This window comes from Pusillibacter faecalis (assembly GCF_018408705.1).
Taxonomy (GTDB): domain Bacteria; phylum Bacillota; class Clostridia; order Oscillospirales; family Oscillospiraceae; genus Oscillibacter; species Oscillibacter faecalis.
This window is the reverse complement of record NZ_AP023420.1, coordinates 891,649-908,299: the sequence shown is the minus strand read 5'-3', so window position 1 is coordinate 908,299 and position 16,651 is coordinate 891,649. Positions and strand designations below refer to the sequence as shown.

Sequence of the window (16,651 nt, the reverse complement as noted above, 5' to 3'; positions counted from 1 at the left end):
CGGGAGGTTTTATCTCGCCGCAATGAGAAGATGAAGGAGGGTACTGCATGATCGAAATTGAAAAGCCCCAGATTGAGTGCATGGAGACGCCCGGTGACGCGACATACGGCAAGTATGTGGTGGAGCCCTTGGAGCGCGGCTACGGCACCACTCTGGGCAACGCGCTTCGCCGCATTATGCTCTCTTCACTGCCCGGCACTGCGCCGACCACCATCAAGATCGCCGGTGTGCAGCATGAGTTTTCCACCATCCCCGGCGTGAAGGAGGATGTGACGGAGATTGTTCTGAACATTAAGGGCCTGCTGACGAAGCTGCACAGTGAGACCGTGAAAACGGTTTACATTGAGGCAGTAGGCCCCTGTGAGGTAACTGCCGGCGATATTAAGGCTGACAGCGAGGTTGAGGTGCTGAACCCGGAGATGCACATCGCCACCCTGGACAGCGGAGCGTCTCTGAATATGGAGATCACACTGTCCCATGGCCGCGGCTATGTACCTGCGGACCGCAATAAGCCTCAGCAGAACGTGATTGGAACCATTGCCGTGGACTCTATTTATACCCCAGTGTATAAGGTGAACTACACGGTGGAGCCTACCCGCGTGGGCGCCTCCAGTGATTTTGACAAGCTGACCCTAGAGGTCTGGACGGATGGCACCATCTCTGCCCGGGATGCGGTATCTCTGGGCGCAAAGATTCTCTGTGACCACTTTACCCTCTTCACGGATCTCTCTGAGAACGTGGGCAGCAAGCCCACGGTGGTGGAGAAGGCGGAGGCGCAGCGGGACAAGGTGCTGGAGATGACCATCGAGGAGCTGGACCTCTCCGTCCGCAGCTTTAACTGCCTCAAGCGCGCCAATATCAACACCGTCGAGGACTTGATTTCCAAGACCGAGGACGAGATGATGAAGGTCCGCAATCTGGGCCGCAAATCTCTGGAAGAGGTTATCAATAAGCTGTCCATGATGGGCCTGCATTTGGCCGACGAAGAAAATAACTGATGCCGGAATCCCCGGCTGACCAAAATCCTAAGAAGGAGGAGACCAAAATGCCCGGAACTCGGAAACTTGGCAAGACCACGGATCAGCGCATGGCGATGCTGCGCCAGCAGGTCACAGATTTCCTGGATAACGGAAAGATGGAGACCACCGTTACACGTGCCAAGGAGATTAAGCCCCTGGCCGAGAAAATGATCACCCTCGGCAAGAAAAATGACCTGGCTGCCTACCGGCAGGCCATGAGCTTCATTACCCGTGAGGATGTGTGCAAGAAGCTGTTTAAGGAAATCGCTCCCAGCTATACGGAGCGCAACGGCGGCTACACCCGCATTATCCGCATCGGTGTGCGCCGCGGCGACGCCGCAGAGACAGCGCTCATCGAGCTGGTAAAATAAAAACATGAAAAAGCCCTTTGCAATGTGTACCTAGGCGCATTGCAAAGGGCTTTTCATGTTTTCCTTGAATCACTATCAGGGGATGTGATAAGATCATTAAAATGGGAGGTGGCGTCTATGCGAAATGTATGTTGCTATGAGTGTGGGAAAAAATATGATTACGATGAGGACGGTTTCTGCCCTCACTGTGGGGCATTCAATCAGCCGTCTCGGTCTGGTACAGGCGAAGCGGCTTTACATACCCAGCTCGCAGAAAGGGAACATATCAGGCCAAGGCAGCGCGTACAGCGGGAGAAAAAAGAGGGAAAGATGGAAAATGTTTTAAAAAAGATGCTCGCTGTGCAGCAGCATAGCCGCCGGCTGCCAGGCGGAGATTTGTAAGTAGCGGAAGGTAAAAATTTAACGGGTGTAATTTCCGCGCCTTTGTACAAACTACCTCTGCATAAACAGGGAGGTGCGCGTGGAGATGAGGAAAAAGCGCCTGGTTTTTTTATGCCTTACTTTGGCGCTGCTGAGCAGCTGCGCACTGGATGAGCCCATGGTCCAAACTGATGGTGAGGCAGAAATTACGGAAGAAATAAAATTTGTTGCCTTAACGTTTGATGACGGCCCACATGCAGGTACGACAGAGCGTCTGCTGGATGGCCTAGAGGAGCGGGGAGTTCACGCCACGTTCTTTCTGATTGGATCGGAGATTCCGGGGAATGAGGACTTGATTAGGCGTATGCAGGAAGAGGGACACCAGATCGGGAACCACACCTGGAGTCATATTCGTCTGGCGGGGCCTTCTTCCTCGCAGGCAGAGGAGGAGATCAGCAAGACAGATGCGCTGCTGACATCTATACTGGGCAAGGGGACCTACTGGCTTCGTCCACCTTATGGACAGGTTGCAGAAGGAATCGAGGTTCGTGTGCCTATGGTAAAGTGGTCTGTGGACCCACGCGATTGGGAGACCCGCAACACCAGTCAGGTAGTACGGGCAATTGTGGAAGCCGTTCAGCCAAACAGCATTATTTTACTCCACGACATCTATCAGACTTCTGTGGACGCCGCGCTGGAGGTTGTAGATACTCTTCAAAAAGAGGGCTATTGCTTTGTGACGGTGGAAGAGCTTTTAGCGAACAATGACATTGTACCTGAGCCGGGAATCCTGTATCGTACCGGGACAGGATAAAGATCTTAGCACAGATGCTCATAAGAGAGATAGAAGCTATTAGAAGGCGCCCGAAGAATCTGCAGGACTCTGCGGGCGCCCGGCTTTTACGAGGAGGAAATGATTGCATGATACTTCGTGCATGCGCTGTTATACTCAGAGCAGCATCGCGCAACGGCCTTAGGAGCTCGTGTGCTCCTAGGACGCGGCATTCATGCCGCTGGTTCAGAGTCAGATTTTGACTCCGGACAGATGAAAATCACGTTATAACCAGTAAAGTCAAACTCGCAGGGACCTCTTCAGGGCCACTGACAGGATCCATATTCATATCAAAAACTCGACGGCTTCACATCTTATACGCCATGGATTGCTGCACGTATGATGGAAACGATCAGTGGATATTTTAAGACAACGAATTTTGCTCATCTCGGATAAAGAAATTCGAATTTCAATATACGGTTGCTGTCTGACGATGGGGAGACTTTATCTCGTTAGATATCTCATTTGCCGTGGCATAGCAAAGCAATTTATTGAGTGCTTACAGGATTAAGGAAGGTTGCATTTCCTCTTATCATCGTTTTGCCTATGCGACATAAAATGTTCAATCCATATAACAAAGAAAAAGTGAAAAGATTTTCAGGAAAAATTTTCTCGCTCAGGAACGCCCTATCTGCAGGTGGGTTCCAAACCATTTAGGAGCAAAGGGCGGACCTGATTGTGTTGATATTGTGAGGCACTTTGCTCCTTTTAAAATACCGCAGATTCTTGTGACTTATGCCAAACACATATAAACAAATCTTCCATGTGATCGCACAGCGATCACATGGAAGATTTACTGTCTCATACACAACCTTTTATCCGATAATCAGCAGAATTAAGGTCAACACCAGGAATAAAGCACCAATCCATTTTGTGGCACGCGCCAGCTTGGCGTCTATCGTCTTGGCCTTATTCTTTGCCAAGAAGGAATCAGCTACGCCGCCGATCGCTCCAGAGAGACCGGCACTCTTACCGGATTGGAAAAGAACGACCAGAATAATGCACAGGCCACACAGCACCTGCAAAATGGTAAAAAAGAGCTTCATAACGGAAAACCTCCATACATTTACGCATATGCGAACATATACAAGCTATTTCAGACCTTTATTTTATCATAGCCGTTTCTATATTTCAAGGAAAATTTTAAAAAACAGGGTGTCTTTTTAAGAAAAACAAAAGATTTTTTCAAAAAATGGAACAAATGTTTGCATTCTAAAAAGATACATGCTATAATTTCCATAGAGTGGTGCGATAATATGCGTAAGGAGATTTGATATGGCAGAGCTTTCCGCTATGCAGCAGAAGATCTATACCTACATTGCCTCTTGTATCCGAAATCAGGGATATCCCCCCTCTGTACGGGAAATTGGAGAGGCAGTAGGACTGAAATCTTCTTCCACAGTACATTTTCATCTCAAACATTTAGAAGAGGCCGGTGTCATAGAAAAGGGGGCCGGCAAGGGACGGGCCATTACACTCAAGGCAGCCCCAGCAAAAGAGGACCAGGTGCCTATTTTAGGCGATGTGGCGGCCGGAAGCCCGATTTTAGCACAGGAATGCATCGAGGATTATCTGACCTTCGATACTGGGGGACGTGGAGATGAATACTTTGCCCTCCGGGTTCGGGGAGAGTCTATGCTGAACGCTGGAATCTTGCCAGGGGACTTGGTGGTGGTCCGCCGCCAGCCGACAGCCCATAATGGGGAAATTGTAGTGGCTATGATTGAGGAAGAAGCCACAGTAAAGCGTTTTTTTCGGGAGAAGGGGCAGATTTGGCTGCTGCCGGAAAACGAGGCATACTCTCCCATCGATGGCACCTACGCACGGATTCTGGGCAAGGTAGCCGCTGTGGTACGAAAATATTGAGATAGGGGCTGCGGGATGTTATTACCGTAGCCCCTTTTCTTCCTGCTGTGGCGGACCCTCTAACCCGATGCGGAGTTTTTCCAGTGCTCGCTTCTCAATGCGCGATACATCGCGCCGCGCCTAATGTAAACGATGCCCGGAAAGCCTTGTGAGAGCAGGCTTGTCCGGGCATCGGATATTTATGAGTAGCGCCGCGCTTATTGTAAGCGGCGCGGAAAGATTAAAATTTTAGATGATAAGCGGCCATTTATCATTGTTTATGAAAGAGAGAACTCTATGATAATTTGTCGACTATTTAGATAAGAGCTTTTCCGTTTCTCCAATTACAACGAATATATTTTTCAAATTCATTTCTACACGCTAAGTCCTTTCCATCTACATGATCAACAATAATAAGCTGAGGTAATACTCCCGTATCTTGACCAATTGAGTTGACCTCGTCAAAAATAGTTGTGTACATCTTATTGACTGCTTCTAAATCGGTTTGGGAAATTTCGTCTTGTTCATTCTCTCCTTGCGGAAAGTATACCTGACTTGGTTGATCAAAAAACATTATTAAGGGCATAGGGGACCTATCTTGCATTGCGAAATAGCGAAGAAAGCTTAAAAATAATGCAATATGACAAGATACCCAATTTGCACCGCTACCCATTTCATATAAATGTACTTTCTCTCTGTTGTTTTGGTATTGATATATATCGAAACTTTCATCTACCAAGCCAAAGTTTAGATTAATTGGATGATATTCGTCTTCAAAATCTAATGTTTTTGCAAGACGATTCATATTTTCTGATAAGAAGAACTGTGCTTTTGCCTTTTTTGTATCGATGTCGAATCCATCAACTCTTTCTTCAATCTTCCTTATCTGTTGTTTAATTTCGTCTATATCTGCATCCACAGTTTCAAAAATTCCGTAATTACTCATTTCTGCATACAACAGGACTTTTGCCCTTGCATAATTTACTTTGTCTCTTTTCGAAACAAGACTTTTGGATGAAATATATTTCTGTTCGACCGTTTTTATTTGTTTCCAAACATCTCGAATTTCTGCATCAATGCGCGCGTGAATATTTTCAAGTTTTCTTATATCTTCCGAAAAATCAGACGTATATTTCTCGGTCACCATCAATTCATTATCAAGCCATTCGGTGGCTTCGATAATTTCAGAGTCTTTCCTTGAAAGTTCTTGGCAGTCATGTCCACAGAGAGGACAGATATATTCAGAAGTTTCTATTGCCGCTACACTCGTTTGCTGCTTCAGGTCTTTTAACATCTCAGCAAATTCATACCCTGCTCCTGAAGCTCTTTCCACATTTTTGATTTTCAATAAAACATCGCGTTCTTCATTTCGTAATTCTTCTAGTTTGGATTTCAACTCACTATAGTGATCCGCCATTTTAGATTCACCAAAAAGTTGTGTGTCATCAAATTCAGGTAAGTGAGAAGCTATTCTTAGCATTTTTTGAACCGGCATATCGCTATCAAAATTTTTATCAAGTAATGCATAATAATCTGCTAATAATGGAGTCAAGTTTTCTTTAATGTAAGCAGTACTCCTCTCATTTGTTTTCTGTTTTCTCTGTTTTTGTTTCAGTTGAGTTTTTAAAGTATTCAAACGGATTAGGTCACTATAATATTCTTGGCTGACCATGCCTGCGAAAACCGGAAACTGATCTATTACATCTTTTCTTTTATAATAATCAGAAAAACGATAAAATAAAGCAAACTTACTTGCCATTAAATTTTGATGCTGAAATAAATACGAAACCATATTTCTTAACGATGCTTTCTTGCTTTTTTCATCTGCATCAGTAGCCATATTTGTCACACAGAGTCCTAATACGCATTCAATCTCATATTGTACATCCTTGTATGATAATGCTTCCTTTTCAGAAAAATAACTAAGTTCTAATGTATATGGGTCAAAATCCTCTGTTACTTTAGAAAAGTACATTTTTCCGCCCTCGTTCCAATTAGAACGAGCAACAATATAAGACTTGTCGTCAATACTCATAATAAGGGAATAAAGATAAGAAAAGGTGGTTATTTTTCCTTTTGGAATTGTGCAACGAGTGCTACACAAACAATAGTCAATTATTTCAACTAATGCACTTTTTCCTGTTTTGGACTCACCCGTTATGATATTAATTCCTTGCTTAAGCGGAACAATTCTTTTTTCACCTTTTGCACTAAAAATTATAATTGCTTTTATATAACTCTTCATTTGGTATCAACTCCTAAGAAAGAACACAAATGGTCTTCTGTGGTTTTCGAAAATACTACTCCAAGGTAAAAGGCTCCTTTAATCCAATTTCTAATGGTTCCTTCGAATTTTTTATAACCTAGTTTTTTTATAAGAACGATTTTATGCTTATCAATAATTAATTTGTTTTCAGAAGATAGAACTATCAATGCTTCTTTACAATACGGCTTAAGAGCATCATATCTACCTATATATCCAGATAAACGTGTTTTCCCAGAAATTTTGCTATCACCTATAGGTTGAGGTGATCGGAAGAGTGTGTCAATACGGCTTCTGCTATTTGCGGTCGTCAATTTTTCTCGTGATTCCGCATACATTAAAATGGGTAAAGCCATAAAAGGAAGTTTCACCTCACACGGCTTTTCATAACCAGAAAGAAAAGCTTGTATAAGTAAAGCATAAAAATGAGGATTCAATGAAAGACATTTGATATGGCTAATGCTCATCCTTTTCTCCGCCTACTTTCCAATGGAATTCTGTTTCATCAACAATGTTATGGATAACTCCACGTTGAAAAAATCCTTGATTGCGAATAATGGAGCCGAAATCTTTTGCATCCCATATCATTACGCTATTATATAATTTCTTTGAAATCTTAATCCTTTCAGTATCATTAGTACCATCTGCATCCAATTCACTGGTAGCCTTTGCATACTTCATCTTATCAGCCAAATCGGTAATATACTCATCCAGGCTATCCAAATATATCAAATTGTTTTGAAAGTATTTCATAATGGTCATATCGGCTTTCCAATAGTCTGCTATGGCCGCTGAAATCTGCGATTCATACTCAATTTCTCGAATTGCTTCCACAAATTGTTTTTGCTCTAATTTTTTTGCTTCTTTTTCTGGTACTATTGTCTTCCCATACTCGTTTGGCAACGGGAGGGCTCCTTTTGTTCCATATAGAGAAGTCTGGTATTGAAGAATTCTTTCAAAGCTTTGTCTTGTTACTTCCCATTTATGAGGTGGATCCTTTACCTTAATCAATATTTCTCCAAGCAAGGCACCGATGTAATTATCTCGGTTTTCTGGGGGAATGTGTCCTACATATTTTGCAAATTCGTTTGAAATCCCTGGTAAGGAAGTTTTTTCTGCTTCAATTGAAAATTTATCTAAAATAGACAGAAGTCTACTTTCATTATAAGATTCACCAAAGATTTTATTATATTGCTCTCTAAATACGTCTTCTCTTTTCCTATCTTCAGTCCCTATTTCTTTTAAGCGACATAGTTTCTCATATTTATTAATGGTATTCCAGTTACTAAAAGGAGAATTGTTTGGTATTTTAGATGTAGTACTGAGAATAAAGTGAGAAAAGTTTTTTACGCGCTCATAGTCCGTGTACCAATTCGCCAAAGTCTTCCAAAAATCTATATCCCTATAAGAGAGAGACTTATCAGCAAAATGATGCTTCACCTCTTTTTGAAATAAGCCACCAGTATTATTGATAATGCTAACATCGCCGTTTGTTTCAATCTGAAGGGTATCATTATCATTAAGATCAAAGCAGTCCCTCAGCGCTATTAAATATTGGTAAATGGTTCCTGCTTGTTTTAAAGTAGCATCATTAACTGCTTTATCCATAATTGCTCCCCTCCTGCTAAACCGCTTGCGTGAAAAAGATAGACGATATCCAGGACAATAAGCCTAAATTTCCTCTATTCTATAACGTAAACTATACTAATGTATACATTATATCCTATATCTACAGCACCTGCAATCGCCTTTTGCGAGTATTGTATTGCAGGTGCACAAGTGTTATAATAATGAAAGCCAAATGTTATATTCGAGGAGGTGAACCCTGTGAAAATTTCGGATCAAATCAAAGAGATCCGCTCCCGCCTAAACCTCAGTCAATCTGAATTGGCCGAAAGGCTAGGTGTCAGCTTCGCCACAGTAAATCGTTGGGAAAAGGGACACTGCGAGCCGTCGCAGATTGCTGTCAACGCAATCAAAAACCTCTGTGCAGAAAACAACATCGACTTTTCCCAATTGGAAGGTTCTGCTATCATTACATCCAATGAAATCGTCGCTCTTTATCACGGCTCCAAGTCTGGATTACATGGCCCTATTGCTCCCATCAGCCGGGACCGGTGTGACTTTGGCAGAGGCTTTTATATGGGAACAGAGCGGATGCAGCCGCTCACATTGATCTGTAACTATCCAGAGGGGAAACTCTACCCCCTGCAAGCCGACTTGACCGGCCTCAAGATCCTGGATGTGGAAGTCGGCCTGGATTGGGCACTGCTGATCGCCTTCAACCGAGGAAAGCTGGAATCCGTCAAAGGCTCCCGCATTTATCAGCAGTATGCCGCTATGGCAGAGGGATGCGATATGGTCATCGGGTACATCGCCAACGACCGTATGTTTGTGGTATTGGACCGCTTCTTCAATGGAGAAATCACGGATTTGGCTCTAATCAACAGTCTATCTGCTTTAAAACTTGGAAAACAGTATGTGGCGCTGACAGACAAAGCGTGCAGCCAAATCAAAATTTTGGACGAGCAGCATATCTCTGAAGAAGATCGTGAAAGCCTAAAGACGGAGAGCGAGGCCAACCGCTCAAAGGGAATCGCCCTGGCCGATGAGATCTGCCGGAAATACAGGCGGGAGGGCCGTTTCTTCGATGAGATCTTGAAGGCAGGTGAATGAGATGGCAAACCTAAGTTTGGAACAGCGGCAGCTCTGCGATATTCAGGGACGTCTGTTTGAGTTAGCCCTGAAAAACGGATATGACTGCCCTGCATTTATTCAAGCCTTTATGAACAGCCGGACAGCCGCGGCGCTGGACGACACCTATGACCGCCTGCAGTGGGCCGGTGAGGAGTATATCCTGGAGGAACTGAACGATGAAATCGGCGGACTGAAAAAAGCGGGCACGCTCTATTCTGCCGAGATGATGTACTGGGCTGGCTACACCTACCGCTATTGGCACTATTATACCGGCGAGGGCAGCAAGGCCATTTTCCAGACTGCCGGAGCGGAGACCATGAACGACTGCTGGCTGGGTTTTCATACCTTTGATGTGGAAATGGCCATTGACGATTTAAAGGAGCTTTACACGCAAAAATCGAAGGGGGGCCGCCGATGAGTGTATCTTACTATTTATATACAGAAGGCCTGATCCAAGGGAAGTGGAAGTGTATTAATTCATATCTGCCCATGGGGGACAGCTATCATCTCATAGAAACCTATTACAGCGGTTCACGCACCTATTTCTCTGCGGCCTGCAACAAATTGGAGGAACTCGGGTATGTGATTACACCTGCCGATCTCTCAGACACGCTACAGAACAAAGCAACGGATTGGGGCTGCTTTTATGCCATTGATGTGGCCGCTATGGAGAAGTGCATTCCAAGATCCCAGCGTTATGAACATCATGGGTATGTACTGAAATCTGACATCTTTCAACTGGAGGCTGGTGAACTTGAGGCCGTCTATGAGTGGCTAAATCCATGCGAGTATGCTCGTTTGGACAATGAGGTACAGAAGAGTTATCAGTACTACGAATGGAACGACGAAATGGGATGGTACAAATATTTTCTCTTACTGTTGGAGCGCGTTCGGTGGCAGAGGGACAATTGGGAGTCCTTATACTCGCGGGGGCCTAAAATCCAAAAACTGCGCCTTATATTTACCATTTTGTAAGCAGTGAGAAAAAGTAGCCTTGCCTACGATTTATTTCATCGCCAGCCCGCATGTTGGGCATGCCGACATCCCCCATCACTGAGACCGCCCTTTTGATTCTCTGATGAAGATGAATCAGATCCTGCTAGACAGCTGAAACCATTGCGTCCGCCCAAACGACACGATCTATATCTTTAGCGACCTCATGTTCTTTTGCAAAGATCCGGAATCCTAACCTCCGCTAACTGCCCGGGAATACCTCTTACCTGTAGGAAACCACGACTATGTTTGGATGAAGAAAGTACAAGTCCAAACCTATTTTGAAAGTGTGTAGTCTATACCTGAAATCAGCGACGGCACCTATTACCTGACCCTGTATTACTACCCCATGATGATCAGGAACCTGATTGGTCACGAAGGTTATATGATTTATGGACATATCTCTAACAATACCGACGGCCAGTACTCAATGCCATTAAGTTAAGCGGTAAGAAAAATTGAATCTTTTCTACACGAAATGAAAGCTAAGAACCGGGTCATCCAACCTAGTTCTTATCGTAATGACATGGGGTCGTACTGGCCCTTTTTACATTAGATGGAGCAGGCATTGAATGCCGGTGTGGATGTGAAATACTTTATACCAATAGTCTTTGAGGAGTTTGTGGAAAACAATCGTCTCATCCGCGCTGCCCATCCGCCTTAGATGGAACAAACTGACTCTAAGTTTTGTCTTCCCATACAATAGACATAATGTCAAAGCCGCCCGACGCATCAGTGGGGATGCGTCGGGCGGCTTTTTGCGTTTCTGCACAAATGCTCAATCCATGTTATCGTAAGGAGGTTATACCATGAAAATCAAGAGAGGAAGATTACAGTATGGCATCCATCGTAACAAGAAAAAGCAGCTTCGCCGTGGTCCACATGATTACTGCGAACGGGGTCCGTAAGCAAAAGTGGGAGACCTACCACACCTTGCCAGAAGCGGTAAGGCGAAAAGAGCAGTTGGAACTGTATCACGATTTACGGAAATCAAAGAAGATCGGAGGGGAAGTAGAGACTGTGGCTCAGCTGATGTCGGTTTACCTCCGGCTTCACGGAGTTCCACGCTGGTCACCCTCTACCTATCAATCCAATCGCGGGCTTATCCAGCATTACATCCTGCCCTGCATGGGCAATATGCGGCTGTCGGAATTGTCGCCCCGGACAGTTGCGATGTTGTATAGCCGAATGCTGGAGGAACCAAGGATATCCTTTCCTTACCACAAGCAGGGCGGACAGAAGCTGTCTCCCACCACGCTGCGCAGCATCCACAAAGTGCTTCACAGCGCCTTTGAGCAGGCAGTCCTTTGGGAGTATGTGGATCGGAACCCATTCCATCGGGTACCTCTACCAGTCTGCAGGACAAAACAGAAGACATTTTTAACCCCGGAGCAAATAAAAAGGCTTGTTTTATATTGTTCGCCCACGCTGGCGTTGGCGATCCACCTCACCTTTGCTGCTTCGCTTCGAAAGGGGGAACTGCTGGCTCTGACCTGGCAGGACATTGACTTCTCCCGGAACACCCTTCGCATTGACAAGACGCTGGCCCGGATTAGCCGGGATGCCGTCAATCAGGTCAACCGACGGGAGATCCTGCACCGCTTCCCGCCGGTGGGCGGTCGGCAGCGTACAGTCTTGGTGCTGAAACAACCCAAGACCGAATCCAGCGCCCGTACCGTCTATCTGCCACCCTCGCTAATGGCATTGCTGAAACAGAGCCGGCCGGCCAGTTGGGAGACGGGCGGGCTGCCTTTTCCCCATTTGATTTTTGCCTATCCCGATGGTCGCCCCATGCAGGAGTGTACTTTGACCAAGCAGTTTCAACTGGCACTGAAGGAGGCAGGGCTTCCAAAAGTGACCTTCCACAGCCTGCGGTACAGCAGCATCTCCTATAAGCTGTCGCTCTCCGGCGGCGACATCAAGGCGGTACAGCGGGATTCCGGCCATGCTCAGGCGGATATGATCACCGAACTCTATGGACAGGTGCTGGAGCAAAACCGCTGGGATCTGGTGGAGCGTTTTGAGGAAGTATTTTATTGTGCTGACTAATGGCTTTTCGCCTCATTTATCGTCCTACTGTCGCCTCGCCTTAGCGCATCAATAAAAGCATCGATGTTTGATTTTCCGGCTGGGGAATCGAACTGCCGACCTATCTCTTAGGAGGAGATAGGTCTATCCGGTCAACAAACATAAAGTATCAAAATGGAAAGTAAGTGACAATCATTATGCAAAATATACCGATACCCACGCGTTTCGCGGATCTGCCCGCTTACCTGACTTCGCTGCTGGAATCCCCGTCCCTCTCTGCAAGCGAATTGCGTCAGCTGCACCGTTCATTGGAGGAAGCTTGGGAGCGGATATCCATCGATTCTTTTCTGGGCGGGCACCCTTACTGGATCGTCTGCGCAGGAAAAACTGCATGTCAATTGTTTCTTTGCCGGCTATGGCGGAACTGCGGAACCAAGGAGCAAAATTTGGGTCAGCTTCGCCTGATTCTGGAGCATCTCCAAACCGAATTTGTCTCCACCGGCGGACTGCAAATCGCACCGAAGTCTGCCGAAAGTCTTTTGCGCCTTCTGGATGAGGACTTGGATTTCTCTCAAAAGGTGTTGGCCCCAGAGCCAATGCTGGTATTTTTGACGGACTGCGGACATCGTTCCTACGACGCCTTCTGCAGGCCCTATTTGTTGGATGACAATGTAGCCGTCTGTGATATCTTTCTAATGCACATTCTGCGGGACAAGCATTCTTCGCCAGAGAGCATGCTCCTCCACGAGCTGGGCCATGTCCTCAATGTCCGTCTGACCGGGGATATCGCCGTGATACCGCCGGCCTTTCTGGACTTTGGAGAACCCTTTTTCCCCGGCCTGGGTACGAAGCATCGCTCTATCGCCGGCGAACTCTTCGCTCACTGCTTTGCCATGGGGGTATTCAGCCGCCACCCAGAACTGCGTGAACTGGACCCGTTCACCATGGTGACCACGGAAGACAAACAGGCCTTCGGGCAATTCATGGAAGCCTTGATTCGCACCCTGCCCGGGTGACCATACAAAACCGACACAACTGAATCAACCGCCTGTTGTGGGGAACGCCGAGCCATTTCTGTGGCCGGTGTCTCCGACCATGGACAGGCAAGCAGCGGCGTTTCCCCGCATATCCTTTACTATTTCAATGGAAAGGAGTCCTGACAATGGGAAAACGCCAACTGCAAATCACCTGCTGCTTTGGAAAGGAGGACGCGGGCGAGATTTTATTTCGCTCGTTTCTGCTGTTTCTCCGCCGGGAGTTGGAACAGGCCCGTTAGGTTTATGTCCTGCCGCCAAGGCATCAGCCCCAATCCAAGCGATAAATAGCCGCTTATCCCAGGAGGCAGAATATGTACTTGGAGATAAGCAACCCCATGGACTACCATGTGGGCCTTTATATCAGGCTGTCAAAGGAGGATGAGAACGAAGGGCCATCGGAGAGCGTCAACAACCAAAGATCCATGCTGGAGGAATTCGTCAAGCAGCACCGACTGAGCGTCTTTGACACCTATGTGGATGACGGCTGGAGCGGCACCAATTATGACCGCCCGGATTTTCAGCGGCTGATCGCCGACATCGAGGCCAAGAAGGTCAACATGGTCATCACCAAGGACCTGAGCCGGCTGGGCCGCGACTACATTCTCACCGGTCACTATATGGAGCGGTACTTCCCCGAACACCGGGTGCGGTACATCTCCCTGCTGGATGGCATTGACACCGGGGTGGACTCCACCGCCAACGACATTACCCCCTTCCGGGCGATCATGAACGACATGTACGCCAAGGACATTTCCAAAAAGATTGCCAGCGTCAAGCACGACAAGCAGCGCAAGGGGCTGTTCATCGGCGGCAAGCCGGTCTACGGCTACAAGATGCACCCAACTGAAAAAAATAAGATCGTCATCGATGAAGCGGCCGCCCCGGTGGTGCGACGGATCTTCGGTATGGCCCTCTCGGGCATGAGCTGCCGGCAGATCGCCACCCGGCTCAACGAGGAACATGTCCCAACGCCCGCAACTTATGCGGGACTCCCGGTGGGCAAGCCCGGCCCATACACCGGCCTGTGGTCCAGTGAGCGGATCTCGGATATGCTGCAAAACGAGACTTACATCGGCAACATGGTACAGGGACGCAGCCGGAAGATCAACTACAAGACCAAGAAGTGCATCCGCCAGCAGCCCAAGGACTGGGTGGTGGTGGTGGGCACCCACGAGCCCCTCATTGACCGGGAGACCTTTGACAAGGTGCGCCGGCTGGTGGACAGCCGCAGGCACACCCGCAGCCGCACCTACGATTTTCTGCTCAAGGGCTTGATCTTCTGCCACGAGTGCGGCTACCCGCTGGCGGTACTCAACCGTAAAAACGCCAAAGGAGAGGATGTGCTGTACTTTGTCTGCCGCACCTACCAGCGATTCACCAAAGCCGGGGCCTGCACCTGCCACTCCATTAAGGAGCAGGTGGTCACCCAGGCAGTGGTGGAGCGGGTACGGGAGGTCTGCCGGAACTATTTGCAGGCCGAAAAGCTGCTGCCCATCGCCAAGCAGGAGATCGTAAAGGCCCAGGCGGAGGCGGATCACGAAAAGGAGATCGCCGCCCTGAAGGCCAAGATCGACAGCCTGTCCGCCCATCTGGACCAAGTGTATCTGGATAAGCTGTCCGGCCTGCTGGACGAGGCAGATTTCCAGCGGGTCTACCAGAAGGTCAAAGGCGACCGGGCCGCGCTGGAGCAGCGCCTCTCCCAGATCGACCGGCCGGACTTCTCACCAGAAAGGCAGAATGATCTGGCCAAAGAACTGGTGGAACGCTTTCTGGCTACCGCCCCCACCAACCGGGAGGTGCTGGTTTCCCTGATCGAACGGGTGGAGCTGACCGAAGAAAAAGAGGTCATCCTTCACTTCCGCTTCCGGGAACTGGAGCAGAAGGGATGACCCCTGTAGTTGCAAGGCTTTGCGCCGTCAGCGGCGCATTTCTTTGAAGGCAAAATCGTTTACATTAGCGCCGCTGCGATACATAACTCCGGGAGATGCCAAAGGATGATGCCACTTCCCGCTGGGTCAAGGGTACGGTACCGCCCAGACCATACCGCAGGCGGATAATTTCGGCCTCGCGGGGAGTCAGGCACTTTTGCACCAATCCACGCAGCCGCAGAGCGTTGTCACGATCATGAAGGTCCTCCAGCATGGTGTCGTCTACACCGACCACATCCATGAGCTGCAGGGCGTTGCCCTCCTTATCAGTATCAATGGAGTCTGACAGGGAGACCTCCCCCTGCAGTTTTTTTTGGCCACGGAAGTACATCAGGATTTCGTTTTCAATACAGCGAGCGGCGTAGGTGGCTAAACGAGCACCCTTTGTGGGATCAAAGCTTGAGATTCCCTTGATCAGACCAATTGTGCCGATTGAAATCAGGTCTTCCTGATCGGCACTTTGAGTATAATACTTTTTAATAATATGAGCCACCAAACGCAGGTTGCGCTCAATCAGCACATTCCGGGCCTCCGGGTCTCCCTGAGCATAGCGGTCCAGCCACTCCCGCTCCTCGGCAGCGGACAGCGGTTTTGGAAAGGAGCCGCCCCCAGAGAGTCGCAGGGAAAACAACAGAGTATTTGCAAACAGCAGCAGTGCGGCAGAGAGCATAAAAAAACCTCCATGTGCCTGTGGGCACGTTCAAAATGACTTCCCCATCATGCGGGGGACCAAAGCTGGTCTTCCGGCGGGCGGCAGAGATGATATCCCCAAGTGTTACCTATGCGGGGCAGGGAAGTCCATATGCTTTGCACTTCTGCGTGAGCTGTGGTATCATGACGTACAGGGAAGGGGGAGTTGCGGTGGCGTGGTGTGTCTATATCTTGCGCTGCCGGGACGGTTCCTTGTACACGGGATGTACCAACGACATTGCGCATCGGCTGGCGGTCCACCAGAGTGGAAAAGGCGCCAAGTACACCCGGAGCCGGCTGCCGGTGTGCTTAGTCTATCGGGAGGAGGTGGCCGGCAGATCAGAGGCGCTGCGACGGGAAAGCGTCATCAAGCGCTTGACGCGGGAGCAAAAGCTGCGGCTGCTGACGGAACAAAAGATATCTATAAGCGAACTAGAACCAGAAACAACGCATAGAGCGGGGACATAAAAAAGCAAAGAGATGTTTTTGACGAAGGGAGTGCTCCCTACGATAGCTGCTGGCCTATGTGCGGTTGGCTGTTTCAGTTTTATACAGAGGATGTATTGGAGGAGTCAAGTCTTGCAGAGA

16 protein-coding genes are annotated in these 16,651 nt (G+C 47.9%); 11 read left to right on the top strand and 5 right to left on the bottom strand.

The window, feature by feature from the left end; all coding sequences use genetic code 11:
* The first annotated feature begins 47 nt into the window (after positions 1-47).
* From KJS55_RS04685 to KJS55_RS04675, 3 genes are all read left to right on the top strand, one after another.
* On the top strand, positions 48-998 hold the full coding sequence (locus KJS55_RS04685; protein WP_187028169.1) for a DNA-directed RNA polymerase subunit alpha: 951 nt from the start codon (positions 48-50) through the stop codon (positions 996-998).
* Positions 999-1,045: 47 nt separating this feature from the next.
* Positions 1,046-1,390 carry a 50S ribosomal protein L17 gene (gene rplQ / locus KJS55_RS04680; protein ID WP_213542808.1) on the top strand — a complete coding sequence of 115 codons (345 nt, stop codon included), beginning with the start codon at positions 1,046-1,048 and terminating at the stop codon, positions 1,388-1,390.
* Positions 1,391-1,856: 466 nt separating this feature from the next.
* Positions 1,857-2,564, top strand: coding sequence for a polysaccharide deacetylase family protein (locus tag KJS55_RS04675; RefSeq protein ID WP_187028171.1), 708 nt, complete (start codon positions 1,857-1,859; stop codon positions 2,562-2,564).
* A gap of 833 nt (positions 2,565-3,397) precedes the next feature.
* On the opposite strand, the gene secG is transcribed toward KJS55_RS04675, so the two are convergent.
* Entirely contained in the window at positions 3,398-3,628 is a 231-nt protein-coding gene (gene secG, locus KJS55_RS04670) for a preprotein translocase subunit SecG (protein WP_187028172.1), read from the bottom strand.
* A 229-nt stretch (positions 3,629-3,857) separates the two neighbouring features.
* Here secG and lexA point away from each other — a divergent pair, with 229 nt between their 5' ends.
* Complete coding sequence (gene lexA, locus KJS55_RS04665) at positions 3,858-4,448, top strand: transcriptional repressor LexA (protein WP_187028173.1); 591 nt, start codon at positions 3,858-3,860, stop codon at positions 4,446-4,448.
* A gap of 295 nt (positions 4,449-4,743) precedes the next feature.
* Here lexA and KJS55_RS04660 read toward each other — a convergent pair whose 3' ends face one another.
* From KJS55_RS04660 to KJS55_RS04650, 3 genes are read right to left on the bottom strand one after another with little or no spacing between them, the layout of a single operon-like run.
* Complete coding sequence (locus tag KJS55_RS04660) at positions 4,744-6,672, bottom strand: DUF3732 domain-containing protein (protein WP_213542807.1); 1,929 nt, start codon at positions 6,670-6,672, stop codon at positions 4,744-4,746.
* Positions 6,669-7,157: a three component ABC system middle component gene (locus tag KJS55_RS04655; RefSeq protein WP_213542806.1), complete on the bottom strand. Its 489-nt coding sequence runs from the start codon at positions 7,155-7,157 to the stop codon at positions 6,669-6,671. Before KJS55_RS04655 ends, KJS55_RS04660 begins: the two co-directional genes overlap by 4 nt.
* Entirely contained in the window at positions 7,147-8,298 is a 1,152-nt protein-coding gene (locus KJS55_RS04650; RefSeq protein ID WP_213542805.1) for an ABC-three component system protein, read from the bottom strand. Before KJS55_RS04650 ends, KJS55_RS04655 begins: the two co-directional genes overlap by 11 nt.
* Before the next feature lie 219 nt (positions 8,299-8,517).
* Between KJS55_RS04650 and KJS55_RS04645 the strand changes: the two genes are divergently transcribed.
* The 6 genes from KJS55_RS04645 to KJS55_RS04620 all read left to right on the top strand — a co-directional run bounded on the left by KJS55_RS04645 (position 8,518) and on the right by KJS55_RS04620 (position 15,334).
* Entirely contained in the window at positions 8,518-9,366 is an 849-nt protein-coding gene (locus KJS55_RS04645) for a DUF3990 domain-containing protein (protein WP_213542804.1), read from the top strand.
* 1 nt (position 9,367) lies between these two features.
* The gene (locus KJS55_RS04640; RefSeq protein WP_213542803.1) at positions 9,368-9,805 is read left to right on the top strand and encodes a hypothetical protein; all 438 of its coding nucleotides are present in this window, start codon (positions 9,368-9,370) and stop codon (positions 9,803-9,805) included.
* The gene (locus tag KJS55_RS04635; RefSeq protein WP_213542802.1) at positions 9,802-10,362 is read left to right on the top strand and encodes a hypothetical protein; all 561 of its coding nucleotides are present in this window, start codon (positions 9,802-9,804) and stop codon (positions 10,360-10,362) included. The genes KJS55_RS04640 and KJS55_RS04635 overlap by 4 nt, the downstream gene beginning before the upstream one ends.
* A gap of 855 nt (positions 10,363-11,217) precedes the next feature.
* The gene (locus KJS55_RS04630) at positions 11,218-12,429 is read left to right on the top strand and encodes a tyrosine-type recombinase/integrase (protein ID WP_213542801.1); all 1,212 of its coding nucleotides are present in this window, start codon (positions 11,218-11,220) and stop codon (positions 12,427-12,429) included.
* A gap of 425 nt (positions 12,430-12,854) precedes the next feature.
* The gene (locus KJS55_RS04625; RefSeq protein ID WP_213542800.1) at positions 12,855-13,424 is read left to right on the top strand and encodes a hypothetical protein; all 570 of its coding nucleotides are present in this window, start codon (positions 12,855-12,857) and stop codon (positions 13,422-13,424) included.
* A 332-nt stretch (positions 13,425-13,756) separates the two neighbouring features.
* Positions 13,757-15,334, top strand: coding sequence for a recombinase family protein (locus tag KJS55_RS04620; RefSeq protein ID WP_213542799.1), 1,578 nt, complete (start codon positions 13,757-13,759; stop codon positions 15,332-15,334).
* A gap of 64 nt (positions 15,335-15,398) precedes the next feature.
* Here the strand turns inward: KJS55_RS04620 and sigK are convergent, their stop codons facing one another.
* A complete protein-coding gene (gene sigK / locus KJS55_RS04615) occupies positions 15,399-16,043 on the bottom strand; it encodes an RNA polymerase sporulation sigma factor SigK (RefSeq protein WP_213542798.1) in 645 nt (214 codons plus the stop codon).
* A 164-nt stretch (positions 16,044-16,207) separates the two neighbouring features.
* Between sigK and KJS55_RS04610 the strand changes: the two genes are divergently transcribed.
* On the top strand, positions 16,208-16,531 hold the full coding sequence (locus tag KJS55_RS04610; RefSeq protein WP_213542797.1) for a GIY-YIG nuclease family protein: 324 nt from the start codon (positions 16,208-16,210) through the stop codon (positions 16,529-16,531).
* Positions 16,532-16,651 lie beyond the last annotated feature (120 nt).

What these genes read in the sequence shown, in the direction of transcription:
- KJS55_RS04685 (WP_187028169.1), top strand. Translation starts at nt 48, where the DNA reads ATGATCGAAATTGAAAAGCCCCAGATTGAGTGCATGGAGACGCCCGGT.
- rplQ (WP_213542808.1), top strand. Translation starts at nt 1,046, where the DNA reads ATGCCCGGAACTCGGAAACTTGGCAAGACCACGGATCAGCGCATGGCG.
- KJS55_RS04675 (WP_187028171.1), top strand. Translation starts at nt 1,857, where the DNA reads ATGAGGAAAAAGCGCCTGGTTTTTTTATGCCTTACTTTGGCGCTGCTG.
- secG (WP_187028172.1), bottom strand. Translation starts at nt 3,628, where the DNA reads ATGAAGCTCTTTTTTACCATTTTGCAGGTGCTGTGTGGCCTGTGCATT.
- lexA (WP_187028173.1), top strand. Translation starts at nt 3,858, where the DNA reads ATGGCAGAGCTTTCCGCTATGCAGCAGAAGATCTATACCTACATTGCC.
- KJS55_RS04660 (WP_213542807.1), bottom strand. Translation starts at nt 6,672, where the DNA reads ATGAAGAGTTATATAAAAGCAATTATAATTTTTAGTGCAAAAGGTGAA.
- KJS55_RS04655 (WP_213542806.1), bottom strand. Translation starts at nt 7,157, where the DNA reads ATGAGCATTAGCCATATCAAATGTCTTTCATTGAATCCTCATTTTTAT.
- KJS55_RS04650 (WP_213542805.1), bottom strand. Translation starts at nt 8,298, where the DNA reads ATGGATAAAGCAGTTAATGATGCTACTTTAAAACAAGCAGGAACCATT.
- KJS55_RS04640 (WP_213542803.1), top strand. Translation starts at nt 9,368, where the DNA reads ATGGCAAACCTAAGTTTGGAACAGCGGCAGCTCTGCGATATTCAGGGA.
- KJS55_RS04635 (WP_213542802.1), top strand. Translation starts at nt 9,802, where the DNA reads ATGAGTGTATCTTACTATTTATATACAGAAGGCCTGATCCAAGGGAAG.
- KJS55_RS04630 (WP_213542801.1), top strand. Translation starts at nt 11,218, where the DNA reads ATGGCATCCATCGTAACAAGAAAAAGCAGCTTCGCCGTGGTCCACATG.
- KJS55_RS04620 (WP_213542799.1), top strand. Translation starts at nt 13,757, where the DNA reads ATGTACTTGGAGATAAGCAACCCCATGGACTACCATGTGGGCCTTTAT.
- sigK (WP_213542798.1), bottom strand. Translation starts at nt 16,043, where the DNA reads ATGCTCTCTGCCGCACTGCTGCTGTTTGCAAATACTCTGTTGTTTTCC.
- KJS55_RS04610 (WP_213542797.1), top strand. Translation starts at nt 16,208, where the DNA reads ATGACGTACAGGGAAGGGGGAGTTGCGGTGGCGTGGTGTGTCTATATC.